This is a genomic window from Streptomyces fuscichromogenes (assembly GCF_014645815.1).
Taxonomy (GTDB): Bacteria; Actinomycetota; Actinomycetes; order Streptomycetales; family Streptomycetaceae; genus Streptomyces; species Streptomyces fuscichromogenes.
Genome location: NZ_BMML01000020.1, coordinates 154335 through 178660, shown reverse-complemented (window position 1 = coordinate 178660; position 24326 = coordinate 154335). Strand labels below are relative to the sequence as shown.

The following is a 24326-nucleotide window of genomic DNA, read 5'->3' as shown; positions in this document are numbered from 1 at the left end:
GCTGCGGCGCCACCCGTCACGGCGTGAGGCGTGCGATCCGCAGCGTCGTCGTGGTCGGCGACGCCCCGTTGAGCGGGCCGGCGTAGGTCGGGGTCACGGGCGGGTAGGCCCAGGTGAGGGAGCCGTCCTTGAGGACCGCGATGTCACCGGTGAACCGTGCGCTCACCACCTTGTCGGCGCCGACGGAGGTGCCGTTCCAGTCGACCACTCGCAGGTGCGTGCCGGTGAAGGTGCCGGTGCAGGTGCCCGCCGAGCACTTGGCGTTCTTCAGGGACTCCCAGGTCAGCAGGAGCTTGTCCTTGCCGTAGGGCGCGAGGTGCACGTCGACGTTCTCCACGGTCTTGGCGCTGGTGAGGTAGATCGCCTTGCCGGGACCGGAGTTGCGGTTCTTCAGGAACGCGATGGCGACCTGGTGGGTGGCGGTCTTCGGGGTGACCGTCCAGCCGCGGCCGCTGCTGTCGTCCGGGTTCTTCTTGGCGGAGGCCGCGCCCCGGGAGGCGAACGCGGTCGCGTACCTGCCGGTGGACGACTTCACCAGGTCGCCGGTGCGGCCGGGGAAGGTACCACCGCAGTACCCTGCCCAGCACTGCTCCCGCTGGACCACCGGAGCCACGTCCGGGGCGCCGATGCCGGTGGACACGAACAGGCCCGAGCGCCAGTCGTCGAAGCAGAGGGAGGTGAAGGCGCCGGAGGTCTCGGCGTGCAGGGCGATCCCCTCGTTGTGGCTGCATCCCCAGCTCCAGCCGCCGCTCAGCTTCTTGCCCTTGGCACTGAGGTAGGACAGCTTGTCGCCGAAGTGCCCGTCGGCGAAGCCGCCGGCCCCGTGCACCACGAAGTAGGCACCGTACTTGGAGCCGTTCCAGGTGAGCTGTCCGTCGAGGGTGGGGGAGGTGTCGTGCGAGGCGGTGCCGGTGAGCTTGGTGGTCCAGGTCCGCTTGCCGCCCGTGTAGCGGACGATCGCGGCCGCGGTCTCCTTCCACTTGTTGGTGTCGGCGACCCGGGTGAGCAGCGCGAACCCGTTGTCGTGGGCGACCAGACCGCCCACTTCCTTGGCGCCCTTGACTACCGTGTCGGCGCCGGACCGCTTGCCGGCCGAGGTCAGCGGGGTGACGTGCACCCCGTCGGCGGCGGGCCAGGCGACGCGGATGGTGCCGTCGGGGGCCACGGCGGTGGCGGTGCGGTTCCACTCCCGGGTGTTGTTGTAACCGGCCGAGAGATAGGGGAACTTGGCGCTGAGGCTCACCGCCGTGGACGTGACCGTGAGGCCCGCGGTCGTGGCCGCGCCGGCGGTCGCGTACCAGGCGCCGGCCAGCAGACCGGCGGCCGCGAGGGCACCGATGGCGGGCTTGCGGAAGGCGTGGACCCGGCGGTGCCGTGTGGAGTGTGGTGCAGAAGTCATACCCTGTGGTCGCCGCCGGGTCCCGGAAGGTTGCCGTCAACCGGCCCCGAGCAGCGTTTCCACGATCCGGTCCGCGAACGCCACGGGGTGCTCGCCGGTCCCCAGGTGGCCGCCCGGGAACTCGGCGAACCCGCCGCCGGTGTGCCGGGCCACGAACTCCGCGGTGCGGTGCAGGAGTTGGCCGCACGAGTCGGCTCCGGCGGCCACCGTGAGGCGGGGCAGGCCGGCCGGTGGGCGGTAGGCGGTGAACGGGCGCAGGACGTGGGCGAGGAAGACCGAGAAGGGGGTCACCTCGGCAGAGTCCCGCTGTGCGCCGTCGAGTTGGCCGATCAGCTCGGTGCGCAGCCGCTCCCCGTCCGGCAGCAGCGTGACACACGGGGGTTCGTGGGCGATGACGTGCCGGAGGCGACCGGGGTGACGGGCCAGCAGGTCGAGGGCGGCGATGCCGCCGGCGCTGGTGCCGAACACGTACGCCGACTCGCCCTCCGCCAGTACTGCCTCCAGTACCCGGTGCGCGCCCTCGCTCCAGTCCGGCACGCGCTGGTCGGCGAACGTGTCCTCCAGGTGGCCGTGCGCGAGGCCCAGCGGGTCGTACATGACGACCGTGAAGTGCGCCGTGAGGCGTTCGGTGAGCGGGCCCAGGCCCATCGGGTGCCCGGCTCCGCCCGGCAGCACGAGCAGCACGGGGCCGCTGCCGGTGACGTCGTAGTACAGGTCAGACATGGTGATCGGTCTCCTCGCGGGGCCAGTTCTCGAGTGCGATGTGCAGGGCGTCGATCGCCCGGTCCCAGGAGGCGCGGACGTCCCGCGGCGCGTTGAAGCCCCCCGAGGCCTCCAGGGCGCAGTAGCCGTGGAAGGTGGCGCGCAACAGGCGTACGGCGTCGGTGAGATCGGGTTCGGCCAGGCCGTAGCCGCGCAGCATGCCGTAGGTGATCTCGACGGTGCGGCGCATGGCGGGGGCGTCGGCGTCGACGAGGGCGGGGTCGACACGGATCTGGGTGGCCGCGTAACGGCCGGGGTGGGCGAGGGCGTACGCCCGGTAGGCGTCGGCGTAGGCGGCCAGCGCGTCCCGTCCGGACCGTCCGGCCACGGCGACGCCGATCCGGTCGATCATCTCGCCGCCCGCCAGGAGCGCGAGCCGGTGCCGCAGGTCCCAGAGGCCGCGGACATGCGAGTGGAGACTCGCGTCCTTCACGCCGAACCGGCGCGCCAGCGCGGACAGCGAGACCTGCTCGAAGCCGACCTCGTCGGCCAGTTCGGCCGCCGCGGCGACCAGTCGGTCGGCGGTGATTCCGGCACGGGCCATGTGACGCCCTCCCCTTGGGTTCGTAGCCAGAATCCTAGGGGCTCTAGGTTTCGGTCGTCACGCGGTTTATCGCCGTGTGATCGGCCCGGTACCGGCATAGGGTCGCCGGGAGACGGAAGGGGGAGCCGTGACGAACGAGGCGCGGCGGGTGGCGCGGGCGGCGCGGGAGCGGTCGGCGGAGGGCCGACCGCTGTGGAGGCAGCGGGACTTCGGGTTCTTCTGGCTCGCCCAGACGCTGTCCTTCCTCGGTGACTCCTTCAGCCTGATCGCGCTGCCCCTGCTGGTCCTCCAGGCGACCGGCTCGGTGGCCCGGATGGGTCTGCTCACCGGCGTCGGCGGCGCCGCGATGGTGGTGGCGGCGGTCTTCGCCGGCGTGGTCGTGGACCGGGTGGACCGGCGAAGCCTCCTCATCGCCTGCGACCTGGTCCGCATGGTCCTCTACGGGCTGGTCCCGCTCGTCTGGCTCGCCGGACCGCAGCTCTGGCTGCTGTACGTGGTGCTGCCCCTGTGCGAGGCCGTCGGCATACTCTTCGGCGTCGGATACGTCACCGTCGTCCGCGGGCTCGTCGGTACCGGTCGACTCACCGAGGCCAACGGCCGGTTGAACGCCACCATGGCCATGGCCGGCGTGCTGGGACCGCTCGGCGCGGGTCTGGTGGCCGCCTGGGCCGGGCCCGCCGACGCGGTGGCCGTGGACGCGGTCAGCTACGCGGTCTCGGCGGGCTGTCTCCTCTTCGTACGGGTCCGGGAACGCGCCGCGGACGACGTGCCGGTCAAGGACAGGGGACTGTGGCGGGATCTGCGCACCGGCCTCTCGTACCTGGTCCGCCACCCCGTCCTGCGCTCGCTCGCCGGCCTCCTCGCCGTCTTCAGCTTCCTCAGCCTCGGCATCACCGACCTGGTCATCTACCACCTCAAGCACGACCTCGGCCACGACGACGGCACGGTGGGGACGGTGATGGCCGTCGGCGCGGTCGGCACGGTCGCCGGGGCGCTGCTGGTCGCCCGGCTGCGGCGGTGGCTGGGTTTCGGACCCACCTGGATCGGCGCCACCGCGGTGTGCGGACTGGCCTTCGCCGGGCTCGGCCGGGTCGGCACGGTCCCCGCCGTGGCCGTCCTGAGCGCGGTCTACCTGGCCTGCGTGGGCATCGCCGGCACCTGCTCCATGTCCCTGCGCCAGGAGATCACCCCCGAACCCCTGCTGGGCCGGGTCACCTCCGCCTACTGGACCCTCCAGTACGCGGCGGCCCCGGTCGGCGCGGCCCTGCTCACCTGGGCCGCCGAACAGTACGGCACCGCCCGGGTGGCCGCCGTGGCCGGAGCCTGCTGCACCCTCGTGGCCGTCGCCGGCCTGTGCACCCCGGTCCGCGGCGCGCGCCACACCTGACACCGGCCGTCCGCGGCCGCGCAGCGCGGCCGGTGCCCCACCGCTCAGCCGACACCGCCGGTTCGGCCCGGCCGCATCGGTGAGCGGCGGGCCGAGCGGCGGACCCGGCCCACCGGCCCGGCGCGGCCGGCCTCCCGCTCGCCGCTGCCCCGGCTGGCCCGCGCCTCGTCCGCGTCCTCGGCCGAAGGCGGTCGCGCGGCCAGGCGGCTCCAGCGGGCGGGTTGCTGCTGCGGGGTGGTGGTGCGGTGTCACGGTCGGGCCGGGACCCTGCCGGGGCCGTTGCCGGGGCCCTGCCGGGCCCGTTGCCGGGACCGCCGTCCTGTCAGTCGTCGTGTCAGCCGTTCACCCCCGTGTAGTGGCCCAGCGCCCACCGCCACAGCCATCGGGAGGCCAGGTAGGCCAGCAGACCCAGGAAGGGGGAGGCGGCGGCCAGCCAGTAGGGGGCGCCGGTGGAGTGGCCGTGGCCGGTGAGGACGGCGGCCGGGAAGTAGGCGACGAACGCGAGCGGGAGGCCGTAGGTGAGGAAGCCGCCGACCGCCCTCGGCAGCACGTTGAGGGGGTAGCTGCCGAAGGTGCCGAGGAGTTCCTCCAGCCAGCGGCCCCAGTAGTCGGCGGCCGGGAAGCGCAGGGAGGCCGAGGCCACGACGGTGAACAGGGCGGCTTCCAGGAGCATCCCGCCCAGCACCGCCGCGACCAGGTAGGCGATCCGGCCCGGCGTCCAGTCCAGGTGGCTGCGGCCGAGCGCGCCGACCATCAGGCCCACCGCCACCGTCAGGTCACCGATGGCGTTGGTCGGGAAGTGCTCCAGCTGGACCTGGCGGTAGACCGGCATCGGGCGGAGCAGATAGGCGTCGATCTTGCCCTCCTGGATGTGCCGGCCCAGGCCGTGCACCCGGCCCAGGAAGAGCACGAACAGGCCGTGGGCGAGCATCCGGGTCGCCGGGATGAGCAGCACGTCCGAGCTGTCCCAGCCGCCCATCCCGGCGAACCGGGTCAGCAGCACGGTGGCGAACACGATCACCGACACCTGCCAGATCGCGCCGATCGCGATCATCATCAGGAACTCGGTGCGGTACTCCAGCTGGGCACGGAAGTTGAGCTGTGTGACCCGCCAGACGATCCGTACGGCGTTCATGGGACTCAGCCTCCCTGGGAGACGACTCGACGGGCGGCACGCCGCCACAGGAAACGGGTGAGGAAGCGCAGCGCCACCAGCCAGCCGGCCTGGACGCCGAGTTGGAAGCCCGCCTCGGAGAGCGGGATACGGCCCACGTACAGCGACAGCGGCACGTTGAGCGTGGCCTGGAACGGCAGGAAGGAGCTGAGGGTCAGGAACCAGTGCGGGAAGTACCACAGCGGGGCGTACACCCCGGACATCAGGTTCTGCGCGAAGATCAGGATCAGCAGCGCGGCCGTGTTGCGCAGCGTCCAGAAGCACAACTGGTCGATGAGCAGCATGACGTAGTGCAGGACCCACTGGCCGAGGAAGAGGCTGAGCGCGAACACCCCCGCCACGGACGCCGACTCGGGCGGCACCACGACCCCCGCCGCCAGGCAGACCGTGTAGCCCCCCAACGCCCAGGCGAGACCGTAGAGCTGCTCGCCCAGGGCGCGCAGCGCGTAGTAGCGGTGCGGGGACAGCGGGCGCAGGTACCAGTAGACGATCGTGCCGTAGTACATGTGCTGCGCGACCGAGTCCCGGCCCGCGTACTGGTCCAGCTCCCGCAGCCGGGACGCCAGGACCGCCAGTACGGCGAAGGTGACCGCCTGGTCGCGGGAGAGCCCGGCGGTCGTACCGGTCTGGGCGTACAGGCCGTGCCACAGGGACGCGACCAGCACCACCTGCACGGTCAGCCGCAGCAGCGCGGCGGTGATCCGGGGCGGGGTGTACAGCTCGCCGAGCGGGGTGACCCGGGCGGCGCGCCAGGCGTAGGTCAGGGTCGTCATCACGCCGCCTCGGCCTTCGCCCGGACCTCGGCGTAGGCCGCGCGCATCACGTCCTCCAGATCAGCCTCGTCCACCGCCACACCGGTCACCTCGTACCGCTCGATGACCAGCTTCAGCGCCTGGTGGACGGTGGGCGCGGCCGGTCCGTCCGGGCCGAACACCACCTGGGGCCCGTCATGGCTCACCAGCGCGATGCCCGGCAGCGGGCCGACCGGGGTGTGCGGGTCGGCGAGCGTCGCCCGCACCTGCCAGGTCGAGCCGAAGCCCCGGCGGACCTCGTCGAGGGTGCCGTCGAGCACCAGCCGCCCGTGGTTGACCAGCACCACCCGCTCGGCGAGCCGCTCGACCTCGGTCATGTCGTGCGTGGTCAGCAGGACCGTACGGCCGCGCTCGGCCACCTGGTACCGCAGGAACTCGCGGACCTGTTCCTTCACCACCACGTCCATGCCGATGGTCGGCTCGTCGAGGAAGACGACCGGCGGATCGTGCAGCAGGGCGGCCGCCAGGTCGCAGCGGACCCGCTGGCCCAGCGAGAGGTGCCGCACCCGGGTGTCCCAGAAGCTGGAGAGTTCGAGCAACTCGTCGAACTCCCGCAGCCGTGCCGCGTGTTCGGCCTTCGGCACCTCGTAGATGTCCCGCAGGATGGAGAACGACTCCCGCACCGGCAGGTCCCACCACAGCTGGGTCCGCTGCCCGAACACCGCGCCGATGTTGCGGGCGTTGCGTTCCCGTTCCCGGTACGGCACCACGCCCGCGACCCGGGCCTCGCCGGAGGTCGGGGTGAGGATGCCGGTGAGCATCTTGATGGTGGTCGACTTGCCCGCGCCGTTCGGGCCGAGCAGGGCGAGCAGCTCACCCGGGGCGACATCGAAGGAGATGTCGGAGACCGCGTGCTTCTCCACGCGCTCGGGGTTGACCAGGGATCGCAGGACGCCCGTGAAACCCGGGCGTCGGACAGTGGTGTGGAAGGTGCGGGACAGACCGCGGACCTCGATGCTTGCGGTCACGCTGGTGACCCCCTCGTTCCATGGACGACATACGGCCGGTCGGCTTGAGAGGCCGACCGGCCGCGGATACGCCATGACGTTCGCAGAGCGCCGAGGAGCCCGGCAATGGATTAATCGAGCCGCGATTTGGACTATTCGATCACCGGGAGGCGGGCGCGGTGCGGCCGGCGCGGCCCGTGTTGCGCAGGCCCACCGACCGCAGGGCGCCCTCCAGGGCGAACGTGGCCGCGCCCAGGCAGACCGGGTCGGTGGGGATGGGGGAGAGGACGATCTCGGTGGCGGCGAACGGCCGCCCGAGCGCGTGCCGCCGTACGGCCTCCCGCACCTCCGTCAGCAGCGGCTCGCCGAGCCGGCGGGCCACCCAGCTGCTGAGCACGACCAGTTCCGGGTTGAGCAGGTTGACCAGGTTGGCGATGCCGGCGCCGATGTAACGGGCCGTGTCCCGGACGACCTTGACCGCGACGGGGTCACCGTCCGCCAGGCCGCGGGCCAGCGCGTCCACGGTGGCCGTCTGGTCCTCGGGGTGCAGCAGCGGGCTCTGCGGGCTCAGCTCCCGCAGGTTCAGCATGATGCCGGGGGCGCCGACGTACGTCTCGACGCAGCCGTGGTTGCCGCAGTGGCACAGCCGCCCGTCCAGGACGAGCGTCGTGTGGCCCCACTCCCCGGCGCTGTTGCTGACCCCCCGGTGCAGTCCGCCGCCGAGCGCGAGCCCGGCGCCGACGCCCGTGCCGAGGTTCACCACCACGGTGTCCCCGCGCCCGCGCGCCGCCCCGAACCACTGTTCGGCCACCGCGCAGGCCCGCAGCGGGTTGTCCAGGTACAGGGGGTAGGCGATGTGTTCGGAGAGCAGGCGCAGCAACGGCACGTCGTGCCAGTCCCAGTTGGGCGCGTACTCGGCGATGCCGGTGGCCCGGTCCACCTGCCCCGGCACGCTCACCCCGACGCCCAGCACCCGCGCGCCCTCGATCCCGGCCTGCGCCACCACCGCGCCGACCGCCGCGGCCACCTGGCCCACCACCTGCTCCGGCCGGTTCTCGCCGGGGCGCATGTCCTCCTCGGCGCGGGCCAGCACGTTCAGGGCGAGGTCGAACAGCTCGACATGGACGTACGTCTCGGCGATGTCGACGCCGATCAGCGCGCCCCCGGAGGCGTGGACCGCGACGAGGCCCCGGGGGCGGCCGCCCGCGGAGTCCTCGAAGCCGACCTCCGTGATCATCCGCAGCTCCAGCAGCTCCCCGACGAGGGTGGCGACCGTGGCCAGGCTCAGTCCGGTGACGGCCGCCAGCTCCTGCCGGGAGGTGGGAGACTCGGCGATGATGTGCCGCAGCACCTCGTAGCGGTTCGCGGTGCGGATGTCCCGTGATGTGTGCTTCACGCGGCGCAACGCTATGGCCTGGGAAGCGCTTTCGACAAGCCATTACATTAAGGGTTGGATTAAGCCTGCCGGCCGTTCAGGACATCCGCGACGAAGGGGTTCGTGAACTTGCCGTCGGGGTCCAGGCCGCGGGCCAGGGCGCGGAAGTCGGCGAGCCGCGGGTAGCGGCCGCGCAGTACCTCCCCCGGCACCGCGTGCACCTTGCCCCAGTGCGGCCTGGGGTCGAACGGCGCCAGCGCCTCCTCCAGCCGGCGCACCACCGGAAGCACGGTGGCCAGGTCGTCCACCCAGGTGAAGTGCAGGGCCACGGAGTCGCGGCCGTGGGCGGGGCTGAGCCACTGCGGGTCGGTGGCGATCGTCCGCACCTCGCAGGTCTGCAGTACGGGGGCGACGGCCTGCCGGATCCCGTCGACGGCGTGCAGCGCCGCCACGGCCGCCGTCCTCGGCAGCAGGTACTCCGACTGGAGCTCGTCCCCGCTGCTCGGCGTGAACTCCGCCCGGAAGTGCGGCAGTCGCTCGTGCCAGGGCCCCGGCACCCCGAACTGCCGAGTGCAGTTGCCCGCCGGCATCCCCGGCACCGGGTGCATCGCCTCGGTGGCGGGCGCGGCCCACCCGAAGTCCACGGCCGGCCGGTCGGTGCGCCGCTTCACCCACACCTGCCTGAAGCCCGGCTCCCGCCAGTCGGTGAACAGGCTCACGCTGTACGCGGCCCCGGACACCGCCGCGAAGTCCAGCTCCGCCAGGGGAAGTTCGACGTACACCGTCTGCGCGACCTCGAACGTCGGCTCCAGGTCGAGGGTGAGCGCGGTGACGACGCCGAGCGCGCCCAGCGAGGTCACCGCGCCGCCGAAGCGGGCGTCGCCGCGCGCGATCGTGACCGCGGAGCCGTCGGCGAGGACCAGCTCCACCTCCCGTACGGGCGCCGCGAGCGACCCGTTGGCCACGCCCGAGCCATGGGTGCCGGTGGCGACCGAGCCGGCCACCGAGATGTGCGGCAGCGAGGCCATGTTGGGCAGCGCGAGGCCCTTCGCGTGGACCGCGCGGGCCAGTTCGGCGTAGCGCACCCCGCCCGCGACCCGGACCGTACGGGCCGCCGTGTCCACCTCGACGGCCGGCGGCAGCCCGGCGATCGAGACCAGCACGCCCTCCGGGCCGGGGTCGGCGATGCGGTTGAAGGAGTGCCCGCTGCCCAGCGCCCGTACCCGCGCACTGCCCGCCACCAACGACCGGAGCGCGTCGAGCGAGTCCGGGCGGTGGAACTCCTTGGCGGTGTACGTGATGTTGCGCGCCCAGTTGGTGACCGTCTGCGCCGGATCCGTCATCTCTGCCGTCCCATTCCTGTCGGGGAGTGCCTGTCCATTGACCCTCTCATTCGCCGAGACCTACGGTAGAGACCGGTTGCTATCCGCGCGTCACCGAGCCGGAAGGTCACTTCCTTGCCCGAGCGTCCCCAGGCACTGTTCGCCATGACGGCCCAGAACGTGCCGCACGTCTTTCCGCCGGAGGTGCTCGCGCGACTGTGCGAGCACGTAGAAATCGATCCCACTCTGGTGGCGCACGACTTCACCGATCCCTCGGTACGGGAGGCGCTCGCCCGCACCGAGGTCCTGGTCACCGGCTGGGGCTGCCCGGTGCTGGACGCGGCCGCCCTGGACCTGGCGCCGAAACTGCGGGCGGTGCTGCACGCGGCCGGTTCGGTCAAGGGCTTCACCACCCCCGAGGTGTGGCGGCGCGGCATCGCGGTCTCCTCGGCCGCCGCCGCCAACGCGCTGCCGGTCGCCGAGTACACCCTCGCGATGATCCTGCTCGCCGGAAAGGACGTCTTCGCCCACCGCGACCTGCTGCGCACCCGCCGCACCTTCCCGTACGGCGACATCGTCCCCGGCATCGGCAACTTCCACCGCCGGGTCGGCATCGTCGGCGCCTCCCGCATCGGCCGCCGGCTCCTCGAACTCCTGCGCCCGTACGACCTGACGGTCGCCCTCGCCGACCCCTACGTGGACGAGGCGGAGGCCGCCCGGCTCGGCGTCCCCCTGCTGCCGCTGGACGAACTGCTGCGCACCTCGGACATCGTGACCGTGCACGCCCCCCAGACCCCGGAGACCAGGCACCTCCTCGGCGCCCGCGAGCTCGCCCTGATGCCCACCGGATCGGTACTGATCAACACCGCGCGCGGCTCCCTCCTCGACCACGACGCCCTGATCGAGGAGCTGCGCACCGGCCGTCTGACCGCGATCCTCGACGTGACCGACCCCGAGCCGCTGCCCGCCGGCTCCCCGCTCTTCGACCTCCCGGGCGCCTTCCTCACCCCGCACCTGGCCGGCTCGCAGGGCAACGAGCTGGCCAGGCTCGGGCTCACCGTCGTGGAGGAGGCCGGGCGGCTGCTGACCGGCGACGGTCTGCGGTACGCCGTCGACCACTCGGTCCTGGAGCGGGCCGCGTGACGGGCCGTCCGCCGGGCGGCTCCGGCCGTCTCGTAGGGTGACCTGAACACATGACGAAGGGGAGCCGAGCGGTGGCGAAGAGGACGCAGCCGGCGCTGAACGGGGACGCCTCGACGGTACGGGACGTGGCCGCGCGGGCCGGGGTCTCCGCGTCGACCGTCTCCCGGGTCCTGGGCGGCACCTACCCGGTGGCCGCCGCCACCCGGGCCAAGGTCCTCAAGGCGATGCACGAGCTGGACTACGTGGTCAACGCGCACGCCCGCGCGCTCGGCGGCGCCACCAACAAGACGGTCGCCTTCGTCGTGGACGACGTCACCGGCCCCTTCTACGCGCACATCGCCCGCGGGGTCGAGGAACAGGCCTCGGCGGAGGGCCGGCTGTGCATGCTCTGCACCACGCACGGCGACCCGCGACGCATCCTCGCCGTCGTGGAGACCATGCGGGAGCAGCGGGCCGACGCGGTGATCGTGGTGGGCGGGGCCCTTCAGGACAAGGCCTACCACGACCGGATGACCCACTTCGCGCACGCCCTGGACCGGTCCGGCTCCCGGCTGGTCCTGGTCGGCCGCCCGCCGCTCGGCCCCGGCGTCCCGGCCACGGTCGTCGACTACGACAACGAGGGCGGCGCCTTCGCCCTCACCAGCCACCTGCTCTCCGGCGGCCACCGGCGCGTCGCCTACCTGGGCCGGGTTCCCGGCCTGTCCACCAGCGCCCAGCGCATCGCAGGCTTCACCCGCGCCCATGAGCTCCTCGGCCTCGCGCCGGATCCGGACCTCGTCCTCGACGGCGTCTTCTCCCGCGCCTACGGCTACCAGGCCGCCCGCGAACTGCTCACCTCCGGGCGGGAGTTCACGGCGGTCTTCGCGGCCACCGACATGATCGCCACGGGCGTGATCCAGGCAGTCCGGGAGTCCGGGCGCCGTATCCCCGACGACATCGCCGTGGCGGGCTACGACGACATCCCGGTCGCCCGGGACGTCTACCCGACGCTCACCACGGTGCACGTGCCCCAGGAGGAACTGGGCCGCGCCGCCGTCCGTCTCGCCCTGCACCGCGACGAGCTGCCGGACGGGCAGCATCTGGTGCTGGGGACGCACGTGGTGCTGCGGGAGTCGACACGGCGGGCCGCGGGCGGTTGAGGGCGGGCCCGCGGGCCGTTGAAGGCGAAGGGCCGCGGGTGGCTGAGGGCGACGGGGGTGTGGGTGGCTGAGGGCGACGGGGTGCGGTCGGCTGACGGCGAAGGGCCGCGGTCGGCTGACACCGACGGGGTGCGGTCGGCTGACGCTGTGGTCGGGTGGTCGGTGTGATCTGCGGATTTCGTTGTCCTGGGGGTGGGCGATTGCCGGGGTCAGCAATGGTGTGGCCATTCCGCTGCGGTATCGCTAGCGTGCCGGTATGGCTCCCGACCCGCTCCCGCCGCGCCTTCCCGTGACCGACCGCACCCGTCATCGCCGGCTGCGCGAGCAGGGCAGTCTGGACCGGGCCGAGCTGGAGGCGATTCTCGACGCCGGGTTCGTGTGCCATCTGGGGGTGGTGATCGACGGGCGCCCGCTGGTCGTGCCGACGGTGTACGGACGCGACGAGCGGCACCTCTTTCTGCACGGTTCGGTCGCCGGCCGCAGCCTCGCGGGCGGGACCCCGGTGTGCGTCACCGTGACCCATGTCGACGGCCTGGTGCTGGCGCGGTCGGTCTTCGAGCACGGCGTCAACTACCGCAGCGCGATGATCCACGGCACCGCCCGCAAGGTGACCGACCCCGAGGAGAAGCTCACGGGCCTGCGCCTGCTCACCGAACACTCGGCGCCGGGGCAGTGGTCGTACGCCCGCCGTCCGAACCGCAGGGAGCTGGCCGCCACCACCCTGCTCGCCCTCTCACTGGAAGAGGCCTCCGTCAAGATCCGCACCGGAGCGCCGGACGACGGCGACGGACCGGACGCGGAGCTGGGGCTGTGGGCGGGTGTCCTGCCGCTGACCGCGGCCTGGGGCGCGCCGATGGCGGATCCCGCATTGCCTCCGAACACTCCCGTACCGGGACACATCGCTCGCCGTGCGGGGACCCGGCACGGCTGACGGCCGGGCATGGGCATACCGTGAGGAGTCGAACGCCGAAGCCGGGAGGAGAAACGGGATGGGCAGCCGTACCGCGCTGGTCGAAGATCTGATGGAGAGGTTCCCGCAGGTACCGCGGGAAGCCGTCTTCAAGGAGGACCTGCTCCGGGGCGGTGTCGCCTTCGACCCCTCCGCGCTGAGCGATACCACCAACGAGGCAGCCGGCGAGGTCAAGCCGAAGTCGTACTTCATCTTCTCCTTCGACCACGGCACCCTGCCCGAGCTGGGCGAGGCCGCGCTGCGCCGGCCCCCGGAGGAGATCATCCTCACCGGCGGGCCGTACGACCTGCGCCGGACCGTGGTGTCGGTGCGGGTGAACCCCGCCTCGCCGTACCGCGTCGCCGCCGACGACGAGGGCATGCTCGGGCTCTACCTCGACGGGAAGCGGATCGCCGACGTCGGGGTGCCCCCGATGCCGGAGTACTACCGGCACAAGCTCTCCAACGGGAAGTCCGTGATGGAGGTGGCCCCGACCATCCAGTGGGGCTACCTGATCTACCTCACCGTCTTCCGGGTCTGCCAGTACTTCGGCGCCAAGGAGGAGTGCCAGTACTGCGACATCAACCACAACTGGCGCCAGCACAAGGCGGCCGGGCGGCCGTACACCGGGGTGAAGGACGTCGAGGAGGTCCTCGAAGCCCTGGAGATCATCGACCGGTACGACACCGCGAAGACGTCCACCGCCTACACGCTGACCGGTGGCGCGATCACCAAGACCGTCTCCGGGCGCGACGAGGCCGACTTCTACGGCCACTACGCCAAGGCCATCGAGGAGCGGTTCCCCGGGCGGTGGATCGGCAAGGTCGTCGCCCAGGCGCTGCCGCGCGACGACGTGCAGCGGTTCAAGGACTACGGCGTGCAGATCTACCACCCCAACTACGAGGTGTGGGACGAGTACCTGTTCAAGATGTACTGCCCGGGCAAGGAGCGGTACGTCGGCCGGGACGAGTGGCACAAGCGGATCCTGGACTCCGCCGAGATCTTCGGCGCCCGCAATGTGATCCCCAACTTCGTGGCCGGTGTGGAGATGGCCGAGCCCTTCGGCTTCAAGACCGTCGACGAGGCGATCGAGTCGACCACCGAGGGGCTGCGCTTCTTCATGTCGCACGGCATCACGCCCCGCTTCACCACCTGGTGCCCGGAGCCGACCACCCCGCTCGGCAAGGCCAACCCGCAGGGCGCCCCGCTGGAGTACCACATCCGGCTGCTCCAGGCCTACCGTCAGACGATGGAGGACTTCGGCCTCTCCTCCCCGCCCGGTTACGGTGAGCCCGGACCCGGCCGCGCGGTCTTCTCGGTCAGTTCCTTCATGGACAGCCTGCCCGCGGTGGAGCCGACGCGGGCGTGACACCCGGCGGGCGCAAGTGACTTTCGAGAACGGTGAGTCGAAACGCGGTCGCTGTCCGTACTAGGGGGCGGAGTTGTGGGACACGGTGGACACGAGGGCGTTCTCCGGACGGGCAACTGGACGCGGCGGGTTGACGTGACGCCGGTGACAGGTGGTATGGGTGACGGGGAGAATCCGTGGCGCGACCACCGGTAACCGGTATTGAATATGCCGCTTGTCAGTTGTGCGGGAGACGTGAAAAGCTCGGGCCTGCCGCGAGGTTCCCCCCAACTCCGTTGCCGATACGGTGAGTTGACCTCGCTTTGGATGCAGGAGACCCATGCCCGACCTGCCGACCCCTCAGGACGCCGCTGAGGCAGCGCTGTTCTCCGAATGCTGGGACGCAGTGCTCTCCTACGCCGACCTGTGCACGTCCGGCTCTCTGACGGCCAACCAACTGGCCACCGAAGCCTTCGCGCTCGGTATGCACGAGGCCCGTGACGCGGACTTCACGCCGGTCCGAAGTTCCGGACGGCGCGCCGCCCGGCTGCCGATGATCCCGCTGCTGCTCACCGCCGTCCGCACCACGGCGGCCGCCTGGGAGGCCGAAGGGCTCGGGCACAAGCTCGACCCGGACCTACGGCTCTGGCTCAACTCCGAGAAGGCCGCGCGCTACACGGGTACGCCGTTGCAGCGGCCCGTCGCGCTGCGCGGCCTGCGGGACATGCAGGAGGCGGACGCCGAACTGCTGTGGCTCGCCGAGGTGGAGGCGCTGCCACTGCCCTCCGTGGCGCGCCGGCTCGGCCTCGATCCGGCCGTCGCCGCCCAGGAACTGGAGCAGGTGCGCGGGCTCTTCCGCGACCGCTGCCACCGCGCCCACCTCGACACGCCGATGGACGCGGAGTGCCGCAGCTACGCCCGGCTCCTCGACGCGGTCACCCGGTCCTCGGCCGCCGACACGCCCGACGACCTCTCCCGGCACCTCGCCACCTGTGTGCAGTGCGCCGAGGCCGCCGCCTGTCTGCGGCTGCACGGCGGCGGACTGCCCGCGGCGCTCGCCGGCGGGGTCATCGGCTGGGGCGGTCTCGCCTACCTGGAGCGCCGCCGCCGCGCCGCCGAGGTACGGCTCGGCCCGGTCCGCCCGGTCATCGCCGACCACGACGGTGGCGACCCCAAGGAGAGCAGCGGCCGGGGCAAGGTGCTGCGGCACGGTCTGCTCGGCGCCGCGGTGCTGATCTCACTGGTGGCGCTCGGCGTGTCGATGATGCCGATGGGCGGCGGCTCCGGCGACGACACGGCCAGCGCCTCCCAGGACGACCGCCAGCCGGTCGCCGACCCCACCGTCGCCGTCCCGTCGGCCGACCCGACCCGCACGCACGCCGCCTCCGCGGCGCCGTCCTCCTCGGCGACCACCGGGAAGCCGGCCCACGACAATCCCGACCCGGAGCCCCAGGGCACCTCGACGGCCACGGCGAGCACCGGCCACCACGCCACCGACACCGACACCGCCACCCCGACCGCCTCGACGGCGGCCACCTGCCGGGTCTCCTACGACCTGGTCAACCAGTGGACCGACGGTTTCCAGTCCACCGTCACCGTCAGCACCACCCAGGCGCTGTCCGGCTGGCGGGTCCAGTGGTCCTTCCGGAACGGCCAGAAGGTCACCCAGATGTGGGACGCGACCGTCAGCCAGAACGGTGGTGTGGTCACCGCCGACGCCGCCGACTACAACCAGTCGGTAGCCGCGGGCGGCACCCTGTCCTTCGGTTTCCTCGGCACCTGGAGCGGCTCCAACTCGGCGCCGTACGCCTTCACGCTGAACGGCGACTCCTGCTCGCTGAGCTGAGCAGCCGGGTCGTCCGCACGACCGGCGGCCGGGCAGGCCCAAGAGGGTGGGTCCGCCCGGCCGTTGACCGTTCAGTACCGCCCGGTCAGCACTGCGACTTGTAGAAGTACTTGCTGACCGACGGTTCGTTCATGTTGTCCTTGGTGATCGCCACCATGTCGGTGCCGATCGACTTGCTGACCGACTTGCCCTCGAAGGCGTCGGCCAGCTGGTCCACCGCCTGCCGGCCGATCGCCGCCGGGTCCTGGGCGACCAGCACCTGGAGGGTGCCCGACTTCAGCGAGGCGATCTCGTCCGGCTCGGCGTCGAACGCCGCCACCTTCACCGTGCCCTCCTTGCCGGCCTGCTTCAGCCCGGTGGCGATGCCCTGACCGGTGTTGGTGTTGCCCGCGAACACCCCGCCGAGGTCCGGGTGGGCGGCGAGCGTCGACTGGATCTGGGAGGCCGCGGTGGCCGGCAGGTCGTTGTCGTACAGCGTGGGCAGCACCTTGATGTCCGGGTACTTGGCCATCTCCTCGGTGAAGCCCTTGATCCGCGCGTCGGTCGTCGACACGCCGGGCTTGACGCTGATGACGATGACCGAGCCCTTCTTGTTCATCAGCTTGGCCAGCGCGTCGGCGGCGACCCGGCCGCCCTTCTCGTTGTCCGAGGAGATCCGGGTGATACCGATCGACGGGTCGGTCACCGTCGTGTCCACCAGCGCCACCTTGGTGCCCGCCGACTGGATCTGTTTGAGCGACGGCGTCAGCGCGCTGGTGTCGACCGGCGAGATCAGCAGTCCGTCGGGCCGCGCGGCCGCCACCGAGTCGAGCAGCGGCCGCTGCACGGACACGTCCCACTGCGCGGAACCGTCAGCCGTGAAGTCCATCCCCTTGGCCTTGGCCTCCTGCTGCGCGGCACAGGTCATGGTGATGTAGAAGGGGTCGCTCTTCACCCCGGTGATCAGCCTGACCTTCTTGCCCTTGGCGCTGCCCGAACTCCCCGAGCCGCCACCGTCGTTCGACGATCCGCACGCCGAGGCCCCCGCACCGAGGGCCAGCACCGTGCCCACCGCGACCAGCAACCGGCGCCTGCTGCGAATGCTCCTCATCACAGAGTCCTCCTTAGCCACGAGTGATTCAGTCATGTGCTGCGATTCAGTCATGCGCGTTCCCGGGTCCTGCGGCGCAGCTGGTCGATGTAGACGGCCACCACCAGCACCACGCCCACCGCCACGTCCTGCCAGTACTGCTGGACGCCGATCACGATCAGCCCGGTGGTCAGCACCGCCGGGATGAACACGCCGATCACCGTGCCCAGGACCGAACCCCGCCCGCCGAACAGGCTGGTGCCGCCGAGCACCACCGCGGTGATCACCTTGAGGTTGTCGGTGGAGTGCCCGGCGATCGACGTCGTGCCGTACGAGGCCAGCCACATCACCGCGCCGAGCCCGGCCAGCAGCCCCATCAGGCCGTAGACCTTGACCAGTTGGCGGCCGACCGGAATACCGGCCCGCCGTACGGCGGTCGGGTTCGACCCGATGGCGAGGGTGTGCTCGCCGAACCGGGTGCCGGCCAGCACCGCGCCGAAGACCGCGGTCACCACGGCCGCCAGCACCACCATCCAGGGGATGCCGAGCACCTTGCCGAAACCGAGGCTGTTCTGCAGATGCGTGGAGGCCGCCCCGGCCGGGTCCTGGCCGCCGGTGGCGAGTTCGGCGATGCCCAGCGCCGCACCGAGCCCGCCCAGCGTCACGATCAGCGGTGGCACCTTGCCGGTCGCCACCACCGCACCCTGCAACGCGCCCCAGGCGGTGCCCACCGCGAGCGCGATGACGGCGGAGAGCGCGACCGTGCCCCAGCCCGAAGTCGCCCCGCCGTGATGGATGTTGTACTCGCCCGCCGCCACCGCGGCCAGCACCAGCACCGAGCCGATCGACAGGTCGATGCCCGCCGTGATGATCACGAAGGTCATGCCGACGCCGAGCACCAGGTAGATGGCCGCGTTCACGGCGATCTGGGTGATGTCGTACGTGGTGAAGAACTTGCCCGGCGCCGCGATGGTGAAGAACAGGACCAGCGCCACCAGGATGACAAAGGTCCACAGTTCGTTGAGGGCTGCCGCGCGGCGCACCCAGTCCGGCACCGCGGCCCGGCCGCCGCCCACGGCCGCCGCGGCCTTCTCGCTCTGCGCCGTCATCGCCCGCCCTCCGCTTCCCCGGTCCCGTTCTCCCCAGTCCCGTTCTCCCCGGTCCCGTTCGGCCCGTCCAGCGAGCCGGTCATCGCCCCGACCAGCTCCTCGATCGTCGTGTCGGCGGCGGTGTACGACGCGACGCGCCGGCCCAGCCGCAGCACCTCCACCCGGTCCGCGACCGACAGCACCTCGGGCATGTTGTGGCTGATCAGCACAACGCAGATGCCCCGGTCGGCGACCCTGCGGACGGTCTCCAGGACCCGGGCGCGCTGTACGACACCCAGTGCGGCGGTCGGCTCGTCCATGAAGATGACCTTGTGGGCGAAGGCGACGGCCCGAGCCACCGCGACGGACTGCCGCTGGCCGCCGGACAACGTTGTCACAGCGGCCGTCACGTCCTTCAGCCGCACACCGAGTTCGGCGAAGGCCCGGACCGCCTCCCGGCGCATCGTGGGCCGGTCGAGGACGCCGAGGCGCCCGAGCAGGCCCCCGCGCACGATCTCCCGGCCGAGGTAGAGGTTGGCCGCCGCGTCGAGGTCGGGCGCGAGTGACAGGTCCTGGTAGACCGTCTCCACGCCGTGCCGCTGCGCGTCCATCGGGCCGGAGAACCGCACCGGCTCGCCGTCCAGACGGACCTCACCGGCGTCGGGGGCGAGCACGCCCGAAAGGACGTTCACCAGAGTGGACTTGCCGGCACCGTTGTCGCCGATGAGGGCGACGACCTCGCCGGGGTATGCCGTGAAATCGGCGCCGGAGAGCGCCTGGACGTGGCCGAAACGTTTGACCACTCCATGTGCGGTGAGCAGTGGTTCCCTTGCAGAGGCCATGTTGTGCCTTCTGGTTGGTATCGTTAACAGCTTGGCTGATTCTTGGGGCGCCCACAGCGGGGTGTCAAGGGTGGTGCAGCCGGTCGCCGAGGGTGCTGGTCGCACCGTCATCTCCCGTTGTTCGCAAGGCCGTTGATGCGCGTGCGAGTTGGTAACGTTAACGAGTCGACGCTCAAACGTGACGCAGCTGGAGGACGTGGCGTGGCAGCCACCCGGCCGACCATGAAGGACGTTGCCGCGGAAGCGGGCGTGAGCACGATGACGGTGTCCCGGGTGGTCAACGGCGATTCGGCCGTGGCCCCGCGGACCGCCGCGCGGGTGGAGGCCGCGGTCCGCAAGCTCGGCTACCAACGCGACGACGTGGCACGGCAGTTGCGTCGCACCCATCAACTGAGCCAGATCATCGGGTTGTTGGTCGACGATGTGACCGACCCCTTCATGGCCGCGGTCGCCTCCGCCGCCGAGGACGTCGCCCGGCAGCGCGGCAGCATCATGCTCATCGGCTCCAGCCGCGCCGACCCGCGCCGCGAGCGCGAGGTGATCGCGGCGTTCACCGCCCGCCGCGTCGACGGCCTGATCCTCACCCCGGCCGCCGGCAGTCACCGGTTCCTGCGCCCGGCCCAGGCGCAGGGCACAAAGATCGTCTGCGTGGACCGGGCGGCACCCGGTCTGGATGTGGACGCCGTGGTGGTGGACAACTTCGGGGCGGTGCGGGCGGCCGTGGCGCAGTTGGTGACACACGGCCACCGCAGGATCGGCTATCTCGGCGACACGCCGAAGATCTGGACGTTCGGCGAACGGCGCCGGGGCTATCTGGCGGCGCTCCGGGCCGCGGGTATCGCCGCAGACCCGGCGCTGGTCAGGGACGGTGTGCGGACCGGCCCGGAGGCGGCCGCGGCCGTCACCGGGATGCTGGCGCTGCCCGACCCGCCGACGGCGCTGCTGGCCGGCAACGAACTGCTCGCCTTCGGCGCCCTGACCACGGCCCCGGGCGATCTCGCCTTCGTCGCCTTCGACGACTTCGCCCTCGCCGCCAGGCTGACCCCGCCCGTCACGGTGATCGCCCAGGACCCGGTGGCCCTCGCCACCAGCGCGGCACACCTGCTCTTCGCCCGGATCCACGGGGACGTCTCACCGCCGCGCACCGTGGTCATGCCGACCCGCCTGATCCGCCGCGGTTCGGGCGAACTCCCGGGTCCGTTCGCCGCGTAGCGGCGCGTGGCGCCGGGTGAGCGGAAGGAGTGGGGGCCGGATTTCGGGTGCGGGTGGTCGGGGGCTGGTCGCGCAGTTCCCCGCGCCCCTGACGGGGCGTTCGTCGCGCCCTGAAGGGGCGCGGGGAACTGCGCGACCAGCCACGACGGCGCTGCAGTCGACCCGCAGGGCTCAGGTGGCCGTGGAGCGGCGGCCTCCCCGGCGGCTGCCGGTACCGGCGGCGGCCCCGCCGGACGGCGTGCGCCGTCGGGACCCGCCGCGGTCGTCCTTGCCGGACGCGGCGCCGGAAGCCGTACCGGACGCGGTTCGCCGCTCGGCCCCGCGGCCGGCTCCACCGCCGGCGGCCGCACCGGACGCGCTCCGGCCGCCGGTACTGCGGCTGCCCGCGCCGCCGGTACCGCGGCCGCCCGTGCCGGTGGTGCCCACCGGTGACCCGGCTGTTCCCTTGCGGTGGGCGGAGCCCGATGTGCCGACGGCGGCCGCCGCCCCGGCCCGGCCGCCGGTGCCGGTGGCGGCGCCCGCCGTGCCGCCGCCTCGGCGTCGGCGGCCGGAGCGCCTGCCGCTCTTGGAGCCGGTCTCCTGGTCCGGGCGGAGCGTGGTCGTCGTCGGCTGCGGGACCTCGATGACAACCGGCACGCCGGACGGCTCGCGGGCGCCGGTGATCGTGGTCAGTTCCGTGTCGCCGGAGGTGATGCGGGCCGACCGGGGGCGGATGCCCGCGTCCGACATGAGCCGGGTGACGTCCCGCTTCTGGTCGGGCAGGACCAGCGTGACCACACTGCCGGAGCCGCCGGCACGGGCCGTGCGGCCGCCCCGGTGGACGTAGTCCTTGTGGTCGGTGGGGGGATCGACGTTCACGACGAGGTCGAGGTCGTCGATGTGTATGCCCCGGGCCGCGACGTTCGTCGCCACCAGGGCGGTGACCTGCCCGTTCTTGAACTGCTCCAGGGTGCGGTTGCGCTGCGGCTGGGAGCGGCCGCCGTGCAGTGCCGCCGCGCGGACACCGACCGCCAGCAGCCGCTTGGCAAGCCGGTCGGCGGACCGCTTGGTGTCGAGGAAGAGGATGACCCGGCCGTCACGGGCCGCGATGCGCGTGGTGACGGCCTTCTTGTCGGTCTCGTCCTGGACGTGCAGCACGTGGTGCTCCATGGTGGTGACCGCCCCGGCCAACGGGTCCACGGAGTGCACCACGGGGTCGGTCAGGAACCGCTGCACCAGGCGGTCGATGTTGCGGTCGAGGGTCGCCGAGAACAGCAGCCGCTGTCCGTCCGGCCGCACCTTCTCGATCAGCTTGGTGATCTGTGGCAGGAAACCCATGTCGGTCATCTGGTCGGCTTCGTCCAGCACCGTGATGCGTACGTCGCCGAGCACGCAGTCCCCGCGCTCCACGAGGTCGTTGAGCCGGCCGGGGCTGGCCACGACCACCTCGGCGCCGCGCCGCAGGGTGGCGGCCTGCTTGGTGATCGACAGCCCGCCGACCACGGTGGCCAGCCGGAGGTTCACCGCCGTCGCGTAGGGGGTCAGCGCGTCCGTCACCTGCTGGGCGAGCTCACGGGTGGGCACCAGCACGAGGGCGAGCGGCGCCTTGGGCGCCGCGCGCAGTCCGGCCGTACGGGCCAGCAGCGCCAGCCCGAAGGCGAGGGTCTTGCCGGAGCCGGTGCGTCCCCGGCCCAGCAGGTCACGGCCGGCGAGCGAGTTCGGCAGCGTGGCGGCCTGGATGGGGAACGGGGTGGTGACACCCTGCGCGGTCAGGGTCTTCAGCAGCGCCGCGGGCATGTCCAGACCGGCGAAGTCCTCGACGGCGGGAAGCGCGGGTGTCGTGTTTTCCGGCAGCCGGAACTCACGCGGTGCCGACTGGGACGGCGGGGACGACGGGGCCGACGAGGTGCGCCGGTTCGGCTTCTGGGGCCTGCGGGACATGCGGTGATCTGCCTTCCTGGAAACAGCACAAACCGGGGTCCGCACCATGACGGTACGGACCCCGGTGAGTGGAATACGCGTCCGGCGATCAGGCGGGGACGATGTTCTCCGCCTGGGGGCCCTTCTGGCCCTGCGTGACGTCGAAGGAGACCCGCTGGCCCTCCTGGAGCTCACGGAAGCCCTGGGACTGGATGTTCGAGTAGTGAGCGAAGACGTCGGGGCCGCCGCCGTCCTGCTGGATGAAGCCGAAACCCTTTTCGGCGTTGAACCACTTCACGGTTCCCTGTGCCATGACCTTCTCCTTCTGTAGGCAGAGGCCCCATCCGGAGATGCCGGAAAAAACTAATGCACCTGCAGGAGAAAACATTCCCGTCAGGTGCACATAGGTTCATGGGTACCACAACTGCAACTCCTCAACGGTAGCACAGCTCGGCGGTCCGGAGCTGGATCACCGTGGCGCGCCGGGCACTCCTCACACCCGGTCCGGGGCCCGCGTGACCTGCGGCCGCTCCTGACGGTCCGCCGCCGGCCACCATCGGGGCAGCACGACCAACGCCGTGCCCGCCACCAGGCCCAGTGCGGGCAGCACGGGGAACCGGCCGCCCGGCGCGAAGCCCTGTACGGCGAAGCGGCCGAGCGCGACGACGTCCAGGGCCAGGCCGAGCCACAGCGGCCAGGCGCGGCGCAGGCCGGCGTCCGGGACGGTCCGCCCGTACAGCGCGCCCAGCCCCCGTTCCAGCGGCTTCAGCGCGGTCACGACACCGGCCAGGACGGCGCCGAGCACCAGCAGCCACGGCACCCGCAGCCCCCACCAGGCCGCCGACCCGAGCGTCGGCTCGGGCGCGAGGCCGGTCAGGTAGAACGCGGCGGCGACGGCCAGCACCGGCAGCATGTGCCAGAGATACAGCGTCATGCTGGCCGCGCCCACGGGGCGGACCACGCGCCACACCCGCTCGCGGTCCAGCAGCCGCCGCAACGGCGGCGCGGCGAGGAGGGCCAGGCCGGTCTGGGCGACCACCCAGGCCAGCATCGCGGCCGACGGCGGATCGGTGTTGCTCGGGTGCTGCCCGGTCACCAGGATCAGGCTGACCGGGAACGGCCCGAGGGCCACCAGCCCGGCGAAGGCCAGCCCGCCGCCCGCCGCCATCGTGAGCGGCAGGGCCCGCCGACCGCTCAGCAGACCGTCCCGCCAGCAGAACCCCAGCTGGTAGGCGACACACCACACGAGCACGTAGTCGAGCAGTCCGACAAAGGGCGCGTGCGCCGTCACCACGAGCGTGTCGGCCGCCAGGGCGGCCGTCCCCAGCGCGAGCGGGACCCGCGGCCCCCAGCGCAGGTGCGCCGCGTACAGCGCCGGCGTCAGGGCGCTGAGCAGCAGATACACCGGAAGGAACCAGAACTGCATGGCCATCGCCCAGCCCACCAGCGCCAGCGTGTCCCGGTCCACACCGACCGCCGCGCAGACACCGACGGCGAGCAGCACCGCACCGCTGTAGACGCCCACCGGAAGGAGCAGCCGCAGCGCCCGCCGTCCCAGCCACCCCGCGGGCGTGCCCCCGGCCGCCCGGGCCCGCGACCAGGAGCCGCCCGCGGCATGGCCCCCGGCCAGGAAGAAGAGCGGCATGATCTGGAACGCGAGGGTCAGCCACTGGGTCCAGGGAACGGTCGCCAGCAGCTCCGGGGCGGTGATCCGTCCGTCGGGCTCCCGGACCAGGGCGGTGATCAGCCAGTGGCCGAGCACCACCAGCACGATCGCCCACGCGCGCAGGAAGTCGACGTAGCGGTCTCGGCTCATGCCCGTCATGTTCCCGCCGCGCCGCCGCCGCCGGGGCGGGATACCCGTGCCGCAACCATTCCGTGCCCGGTACGACACCCCCCGGGGCCGCCACCGCCGACCGCGGGAGCACGGACCGGTGGCCGTCTCCGTGCCGGGCGGCCCGTAATTCGGTGGCGCGGTGGACCGCGCGCCTTCTACGGTGGGTGATGTCCGAGCGGCCGCCCCCGAGGCGCCGTGGCCGACGTGGTTCGTTCAGGGAGGTGTTGACCGA

21 protein-coding genes are annotated in these 24326 nt (G+C 72.2%); 7 read left to right on the top strand and 14 right to left on the bottom strand.

All coding sequences use genetic code 11. The annotated features are described in order from the left end of the window. Positions 1 to 16 precede the first annotated feature (16 nt). From IEZ11_RS35180 to IEZ11_RS35170, 3 genes are read right to left on the bottom strand one after another with little or no spacing between them, the layout of a single operon-like run. On the bottom strand, positions 17 to 1399 hold the full coding sequence (locus IEZ11_RS35180; RefSeq protein WP_189267021.1) for a hypothetical protein: 1383 nt from the start codon (positions 1397 to 1399) through the stop codon (positions 17 to 19). Positions 1400 to 1435: 36 nt separating this feature from the next. Then, a complete protein-coding gene (locus tag IEZ11_RS35175) occupies positions 1436 to 2122 on the bottom strand; it encodes an alpha/beta fold hydrolase (RefSeq protein WP_189267020.1) in 687 nt (228 codons plus the stop codon). Continuing rightward, positions 2115 to 2705, bottom strand: a complete 591-nt coding sequence (locus IEZ11_RS35170) for a TetR/AcrR family transcriptional regulator (RefSeq protein WP_189267019.1) — start codon at positions 2703 to 2705, stop codon at positions 2115 to 2117. Before IEZ11_RS35170 ends, IEZ11_RS35175 begins: the two co-directional genes overlap by 8 nt. 127 nt (positions 2706 to 2832) lie before the next feature. Between IEZ11_RS35170 and IEZ11_RS35165 the strand changes: the two genes are divergently transcribed. Then, positions 2833 to 4092, top strand: coding sequence for an MFS transporter (locus IEZ11_RS35165; protein WP_189267018.1), 1260 nt, complete (start codon positions 2833 to 2835; stop codon positions 4090 to 4092). Between the two features lie 334 nt (positions 4093 to 4426). Here IEZ11_RS35165 and IEZ11_RS35160 read toward each other — a convergent pair whose 3' ends face one another. The 5 genes from IEZ11_RS35160 to IEZ11_RS35140 form a co-directional block, all read right to left on the bottom strand. Beyond that, positions 4427 to 5227, bottom strand: a complete 801-nt coding sequence (locus tag IEZ11_RS35160) for an ABC transporter permease (protein ID WP_189267017.1) — start codon at positions 5225 to 5227, stop codon at positions 4427 to 4429. A 5-nt stretch (positions 5228 to 5232) separates the two neighbouring features. Next, positions 5233 to 6039, bottom strand: coding sequence for an ABC transporter permease (locus tag IEZ11_RS35155; RefSeq protein WP_189267016.1), 807 nt, complete (start codon positions 6037 to 6039; stop codon positions 5233 to 5235). Then, positions 6039 to 7046, bottom strand: coding sequence for an ABC transporter ATP-binding protein (locus IEZ11_RS35150; protein ID WP_189267015.1), 1008 nt, complete (start codon positions 7044 to 7046; stop codon positions 6039 to 6041). The genes IEZ11_RS35155 and IEZ11_RS35150 overlap by 1 nt, the downstream gene beginning before the upstream one ends. Positions 7047 to 7185: 139 nt before the next feature. Next, positions 7186 to 8421 (bottom strand): ROK family transcriptional regulator, encoded by a 1236-nt coding sequence (locus tag IEZ11_RS35145; protein WP_189267014.1) that lies wholly within the window; start codon positions 8419 to 8421, stop codon positions 7186 to 7188. A 59-nt stretch (positions 8422 to 8480) separates the two neighbouring features. Continuing rightward, positions 8481 to 9743, bottom strand: coding sequence for an FAD-binding protein (locus IEZ11_RS35140; protein WP_189267013.1), 1263 nt, complete (start codon positions 9741 to 9743; stop codon positions 8481 to 8483). Between the two features lie 114 nt (positions 9744 to 9857). Here IEZ11_RS35140 and IEZ11_RS35135 point away from each other — a divergent pair, with 114 nt between their 5' ends. From IEZ11_RS35135 to IEZ11_RS35115, 5 genes are all read left to right on the top strand, one after another. Beyond that, positions 9858 to 10865, top strand: a complete 1008-nt coding sequence (locus IEZ11_RS35135; protein ID WP_189267012.1) for a hydroxyacid dehydrogenase — start codon at positions 9858 to 9860, stop codon at positions 10863 to 10865. 71 nt (positions 10866 to 10936) lie between these two features. Continuing rightward, positions 10937 to 12004 carry a LacI family DNA-binding transcriptional regulator gene (locus IEZ11_RS35130; RefSeq protein WP_229713545.1) on the top strand — a complete coding sequence of 356 codons (1068 nt, stop codon included), beginning with the start codon at positions 10937 to 10939 and terminating at the stop codon, positions 12002 to 12004. Between the two features lie 256 nt (positions 12005 to 12260). Further along, positions 12261 to 12935, top strand: a complete 675-nt coding sequence (locus tag IEZ11_RS35125; RefSeq protein ID WP_189267010.1) for a pyridoxamine 5'-phosphate oxidase family protein — start codon at positions 12261 to 12263, stop codon at positions 12933 to 12935. A gap of 58 nt (positions 12936 to 12993) precedes the next feature. Further along, a complete protein-coding gene (locus tag IEZ11_RS35120; RefSeq protein ID WP_189267009.1) occupies positions 12994 to 14322 on the top strand; it encodes a radical SAM protein in 1329 nt (442 codons plus the stop codon). A gap of 319 nt (positions 14323 to 14641) precedes the next feature. Then, the gene (locus IEZ11_RS35115) at positions 14642 to 16147 is read left to right on the top strand and encodes a cellulose-binding domain-containing protein (protein WP_189267008.1); all 1506 of its coding nucleotides are present in this window, start codon (positions 14642 to 14644) and stop codon (positions 16145 to 16147) included. Positions 16148 to 16232: 85 nt separating this feature from the next. On the opposite strand, the gene IEZ11_RS35110 is transcribed toward IEZ11_RS35115, so the two are convergent. From IEZ11_RS35110 to IEZ11_RS35100, 3 genes are read right to left on the bottom strand one after another with little or no spacing between them, the layout of a single operon-like run. Beyond that, a complete protein-coding gene (locus IEZ11_RS35110) occupies positions 16233 to 17237 on the bottom strand; it encodes an ABC transporter substrate-binding protein (protein WP_189267007.1) in 1005 nt (334 codons plus the stop codon). A gap of 50 nt (positions 17238 to 17287) precedes the next feature. Beyond that, the gene (locus IEZ11_RS35105) at positions 17288 to 18325 is read right to left on the bottom strand and encodes an ABC transporter permease (RefSeq protein WP_189267006.1); all 1038 of its coding nucleotides are present in this window, start codon (positions 18323 to 18325) and stop codon (positions 17288 to 17290) included. Further along, the gene (locus IEZ11_RS35100) at positions 18322 to 19146 is read right to left on the bottom strand and encodes an ATP-binding cassette domain-containing protein (RefSeq protein ID WP_189267005.1); all 825 of its coding nucleotides are present in this window, start codon (positions 19144 to 19146) and stop codon (positions 18322 to 18324) included. Before IEZ11_RS35100 ends, IEZ11_RS35105 begins: the two co-directional genes overlap by 4 nt. Positions 19147 to 19347: 201 nt before the next feature. Between IEZ11_RS35100 and IEZ11_RS35095 the strand changes: the two genes are divergently transcribed. Next, positions 19348 to 20358 carry a LacI family DNA-binding transcriptional regulator gene (locus IEZ11_RS35095; RefSeq protein ID WP_308426557.1) on the top strand — a complete coding sequence of 337 codons (1011 nt, stop codon included), beginning with the start codon at positions 19348 to 19350 and terminating at the stop codon, positions 20356 to 20358. Positions 20359 to 20529: 171 nt separating this feature from the next. Here the strand turns inward: IEZ11_RS35095 and IEZ11_RS35090 are convergent, their stop codons facing one another. From IEZ11_RS35090 to IEZ11_RS35080, 3 genes are all read right to left on the bottom strand, one after another. Beyond that, positions 20530 to 22278 (bottom strand): DEAD/DEAH box helicase, encoded by a 1749-nt coding sequence (locus IEZ11_RS35090; RefSeq protein WP_189267004.1) that lies wholly within the window; start codon positions 22276 to 22278, stop codon positions 20530 to 20532. A gap of 88 nt (positions 22279 to 22366) precedes the next feature. Beyond that, a complete protein-coding gene (locus IEZ11_RS35085) occupies positions 22367 to 22645 on the bottom strand; it encodes a cold-shock protein (protein WP_505996771.1) in 279 nt (92 codons plus the stop codon). A gap of 105 nt (positions 22646 to 22750) precedes the next feature. Further along, positions 22751 to 24073, bottom strand: a complete 1323-nt coding sequence (locus IEZ11_RS35080; protein WP_189267003.1) for an acyltransferase family protein — start codon at positions 24071 to 24073, stop codon at positions 22751 to 22753. Positions 24074 to 24326: the final 253 nt, after the last annotated feature.

Excerpts from the sequence above, each read along its gene's own strand:
- IEZ11_RS35180 (WP_189267021.1), bottom strand. The coding sequence starts at position 1,399 with ATGACTTCTGCACCACACTCCACACGGCACCGCCGGGTCCACGCCTTC.
- IEZ11_RS35175 (WP_189267020.1), bottom strand. The coding sequence starts at position 2,122 with ATGTCTGACCTGTACTACGACGTCACCGGCAGCGGCCCCGTGCTGCTC.
- IEZ11_RS35170 (WP_189267019.1), bottom strand. The coding sequence starts at position 2,705 with ATGGCCCGTGCCGGAATCACCGCCGACCGACTGGTCGCCGCGGCGGCC.
- IEZ11_RS35160 (WP_189267017.1), bottom strand. The coding sequence starts at position 5,227 with ATGAACGCCGTACGGATCGTCTGGCGGGTCACACAGCTCAACTTCCGT.
- IEZ11_RS35155 (WP_189267016.1), bottom strand. The coding sequence starts at position 6,039 with ATGACGACCCTGACCTACGCCTGGCGCGCCGCCCGGGTCACCCCGCTC.
- IEZ11_RS35140 (WP_189267013.1), bottom strand. The coding sequence starts at position 9,743 with ATGACGGATCCGGCGCAGACGGTCACCAACTGGGCGCGCAACATCACG.
- IEZ11_RS35125 (WP_189267010.1), top strand. The coding sequence starts at position 12,261 with ATGGCTCCCGACCCGCTCCCGCCGCGCCTTCCCGTGACCGACCGCACC.
- IEZ11_RS35120 (WP_189267009.1), top strand. The coding sequence starts at position 12,994 with ATGGGCAGCCGTACCGCGCTGGTCGAAGATCTGATGGAGAGGTTCCCG.
- IEZ11_RS35115 (WP_189267008.1), top strand. The coding sequence starts at position 14,642 with ATGCCCGACCTGCCGACCCCTCAGGACGCCGCTGAGGCAGCGCTGTTC.
- IEZ11_RS35110 (WP_189267007.1), bottom strand. The coding sequence starts at position 17,237 with ATGAGGAGCATTCGCAGCAGGCGCCGGTTGCTGGTCGCGGTGGGCACG.
- IEZ11_RS35105 (WP_189267006.1), bottom strand. The coding sequence starts at position 18,325 with ATGACGGCGCAGAGCGAGAAGGCCGCGGCGGCCGTGGGCGGCGGCCGG.
- IEZ11_RS35100 (WP_189267005.1), bottom strand. The coding sequence starts at position 19,146 with ATGGCCTCTGCAAGGGAACCACTGCTCACCGCACATGGAGTGGTCAAA.
- IEZ11_RS35090 (WP_189267004.1), bottom strand. The coding sequence starts at position 22,278 with ATGTCCCGCAGGCCCCAGAAGCCGAACCGGCGCACCTCGTCGGCCCCG.
- IEZ11_RS35085 (WP_505996771.1), bottom strand. The coding sequence starts at position 22,645 with ATGTTTTCTCCTGCAGGTGCATTAGTTTTTTCCGGCATCTCCGGATGG.
- IEZ11_RS35080 (WP_189267003.1), bottom strand. The coding sequence starts at position 24,073 with ATGAGCCGAGACCGCTACGTCGACTTCCTGCGCGCGTGGGCGATCGTG.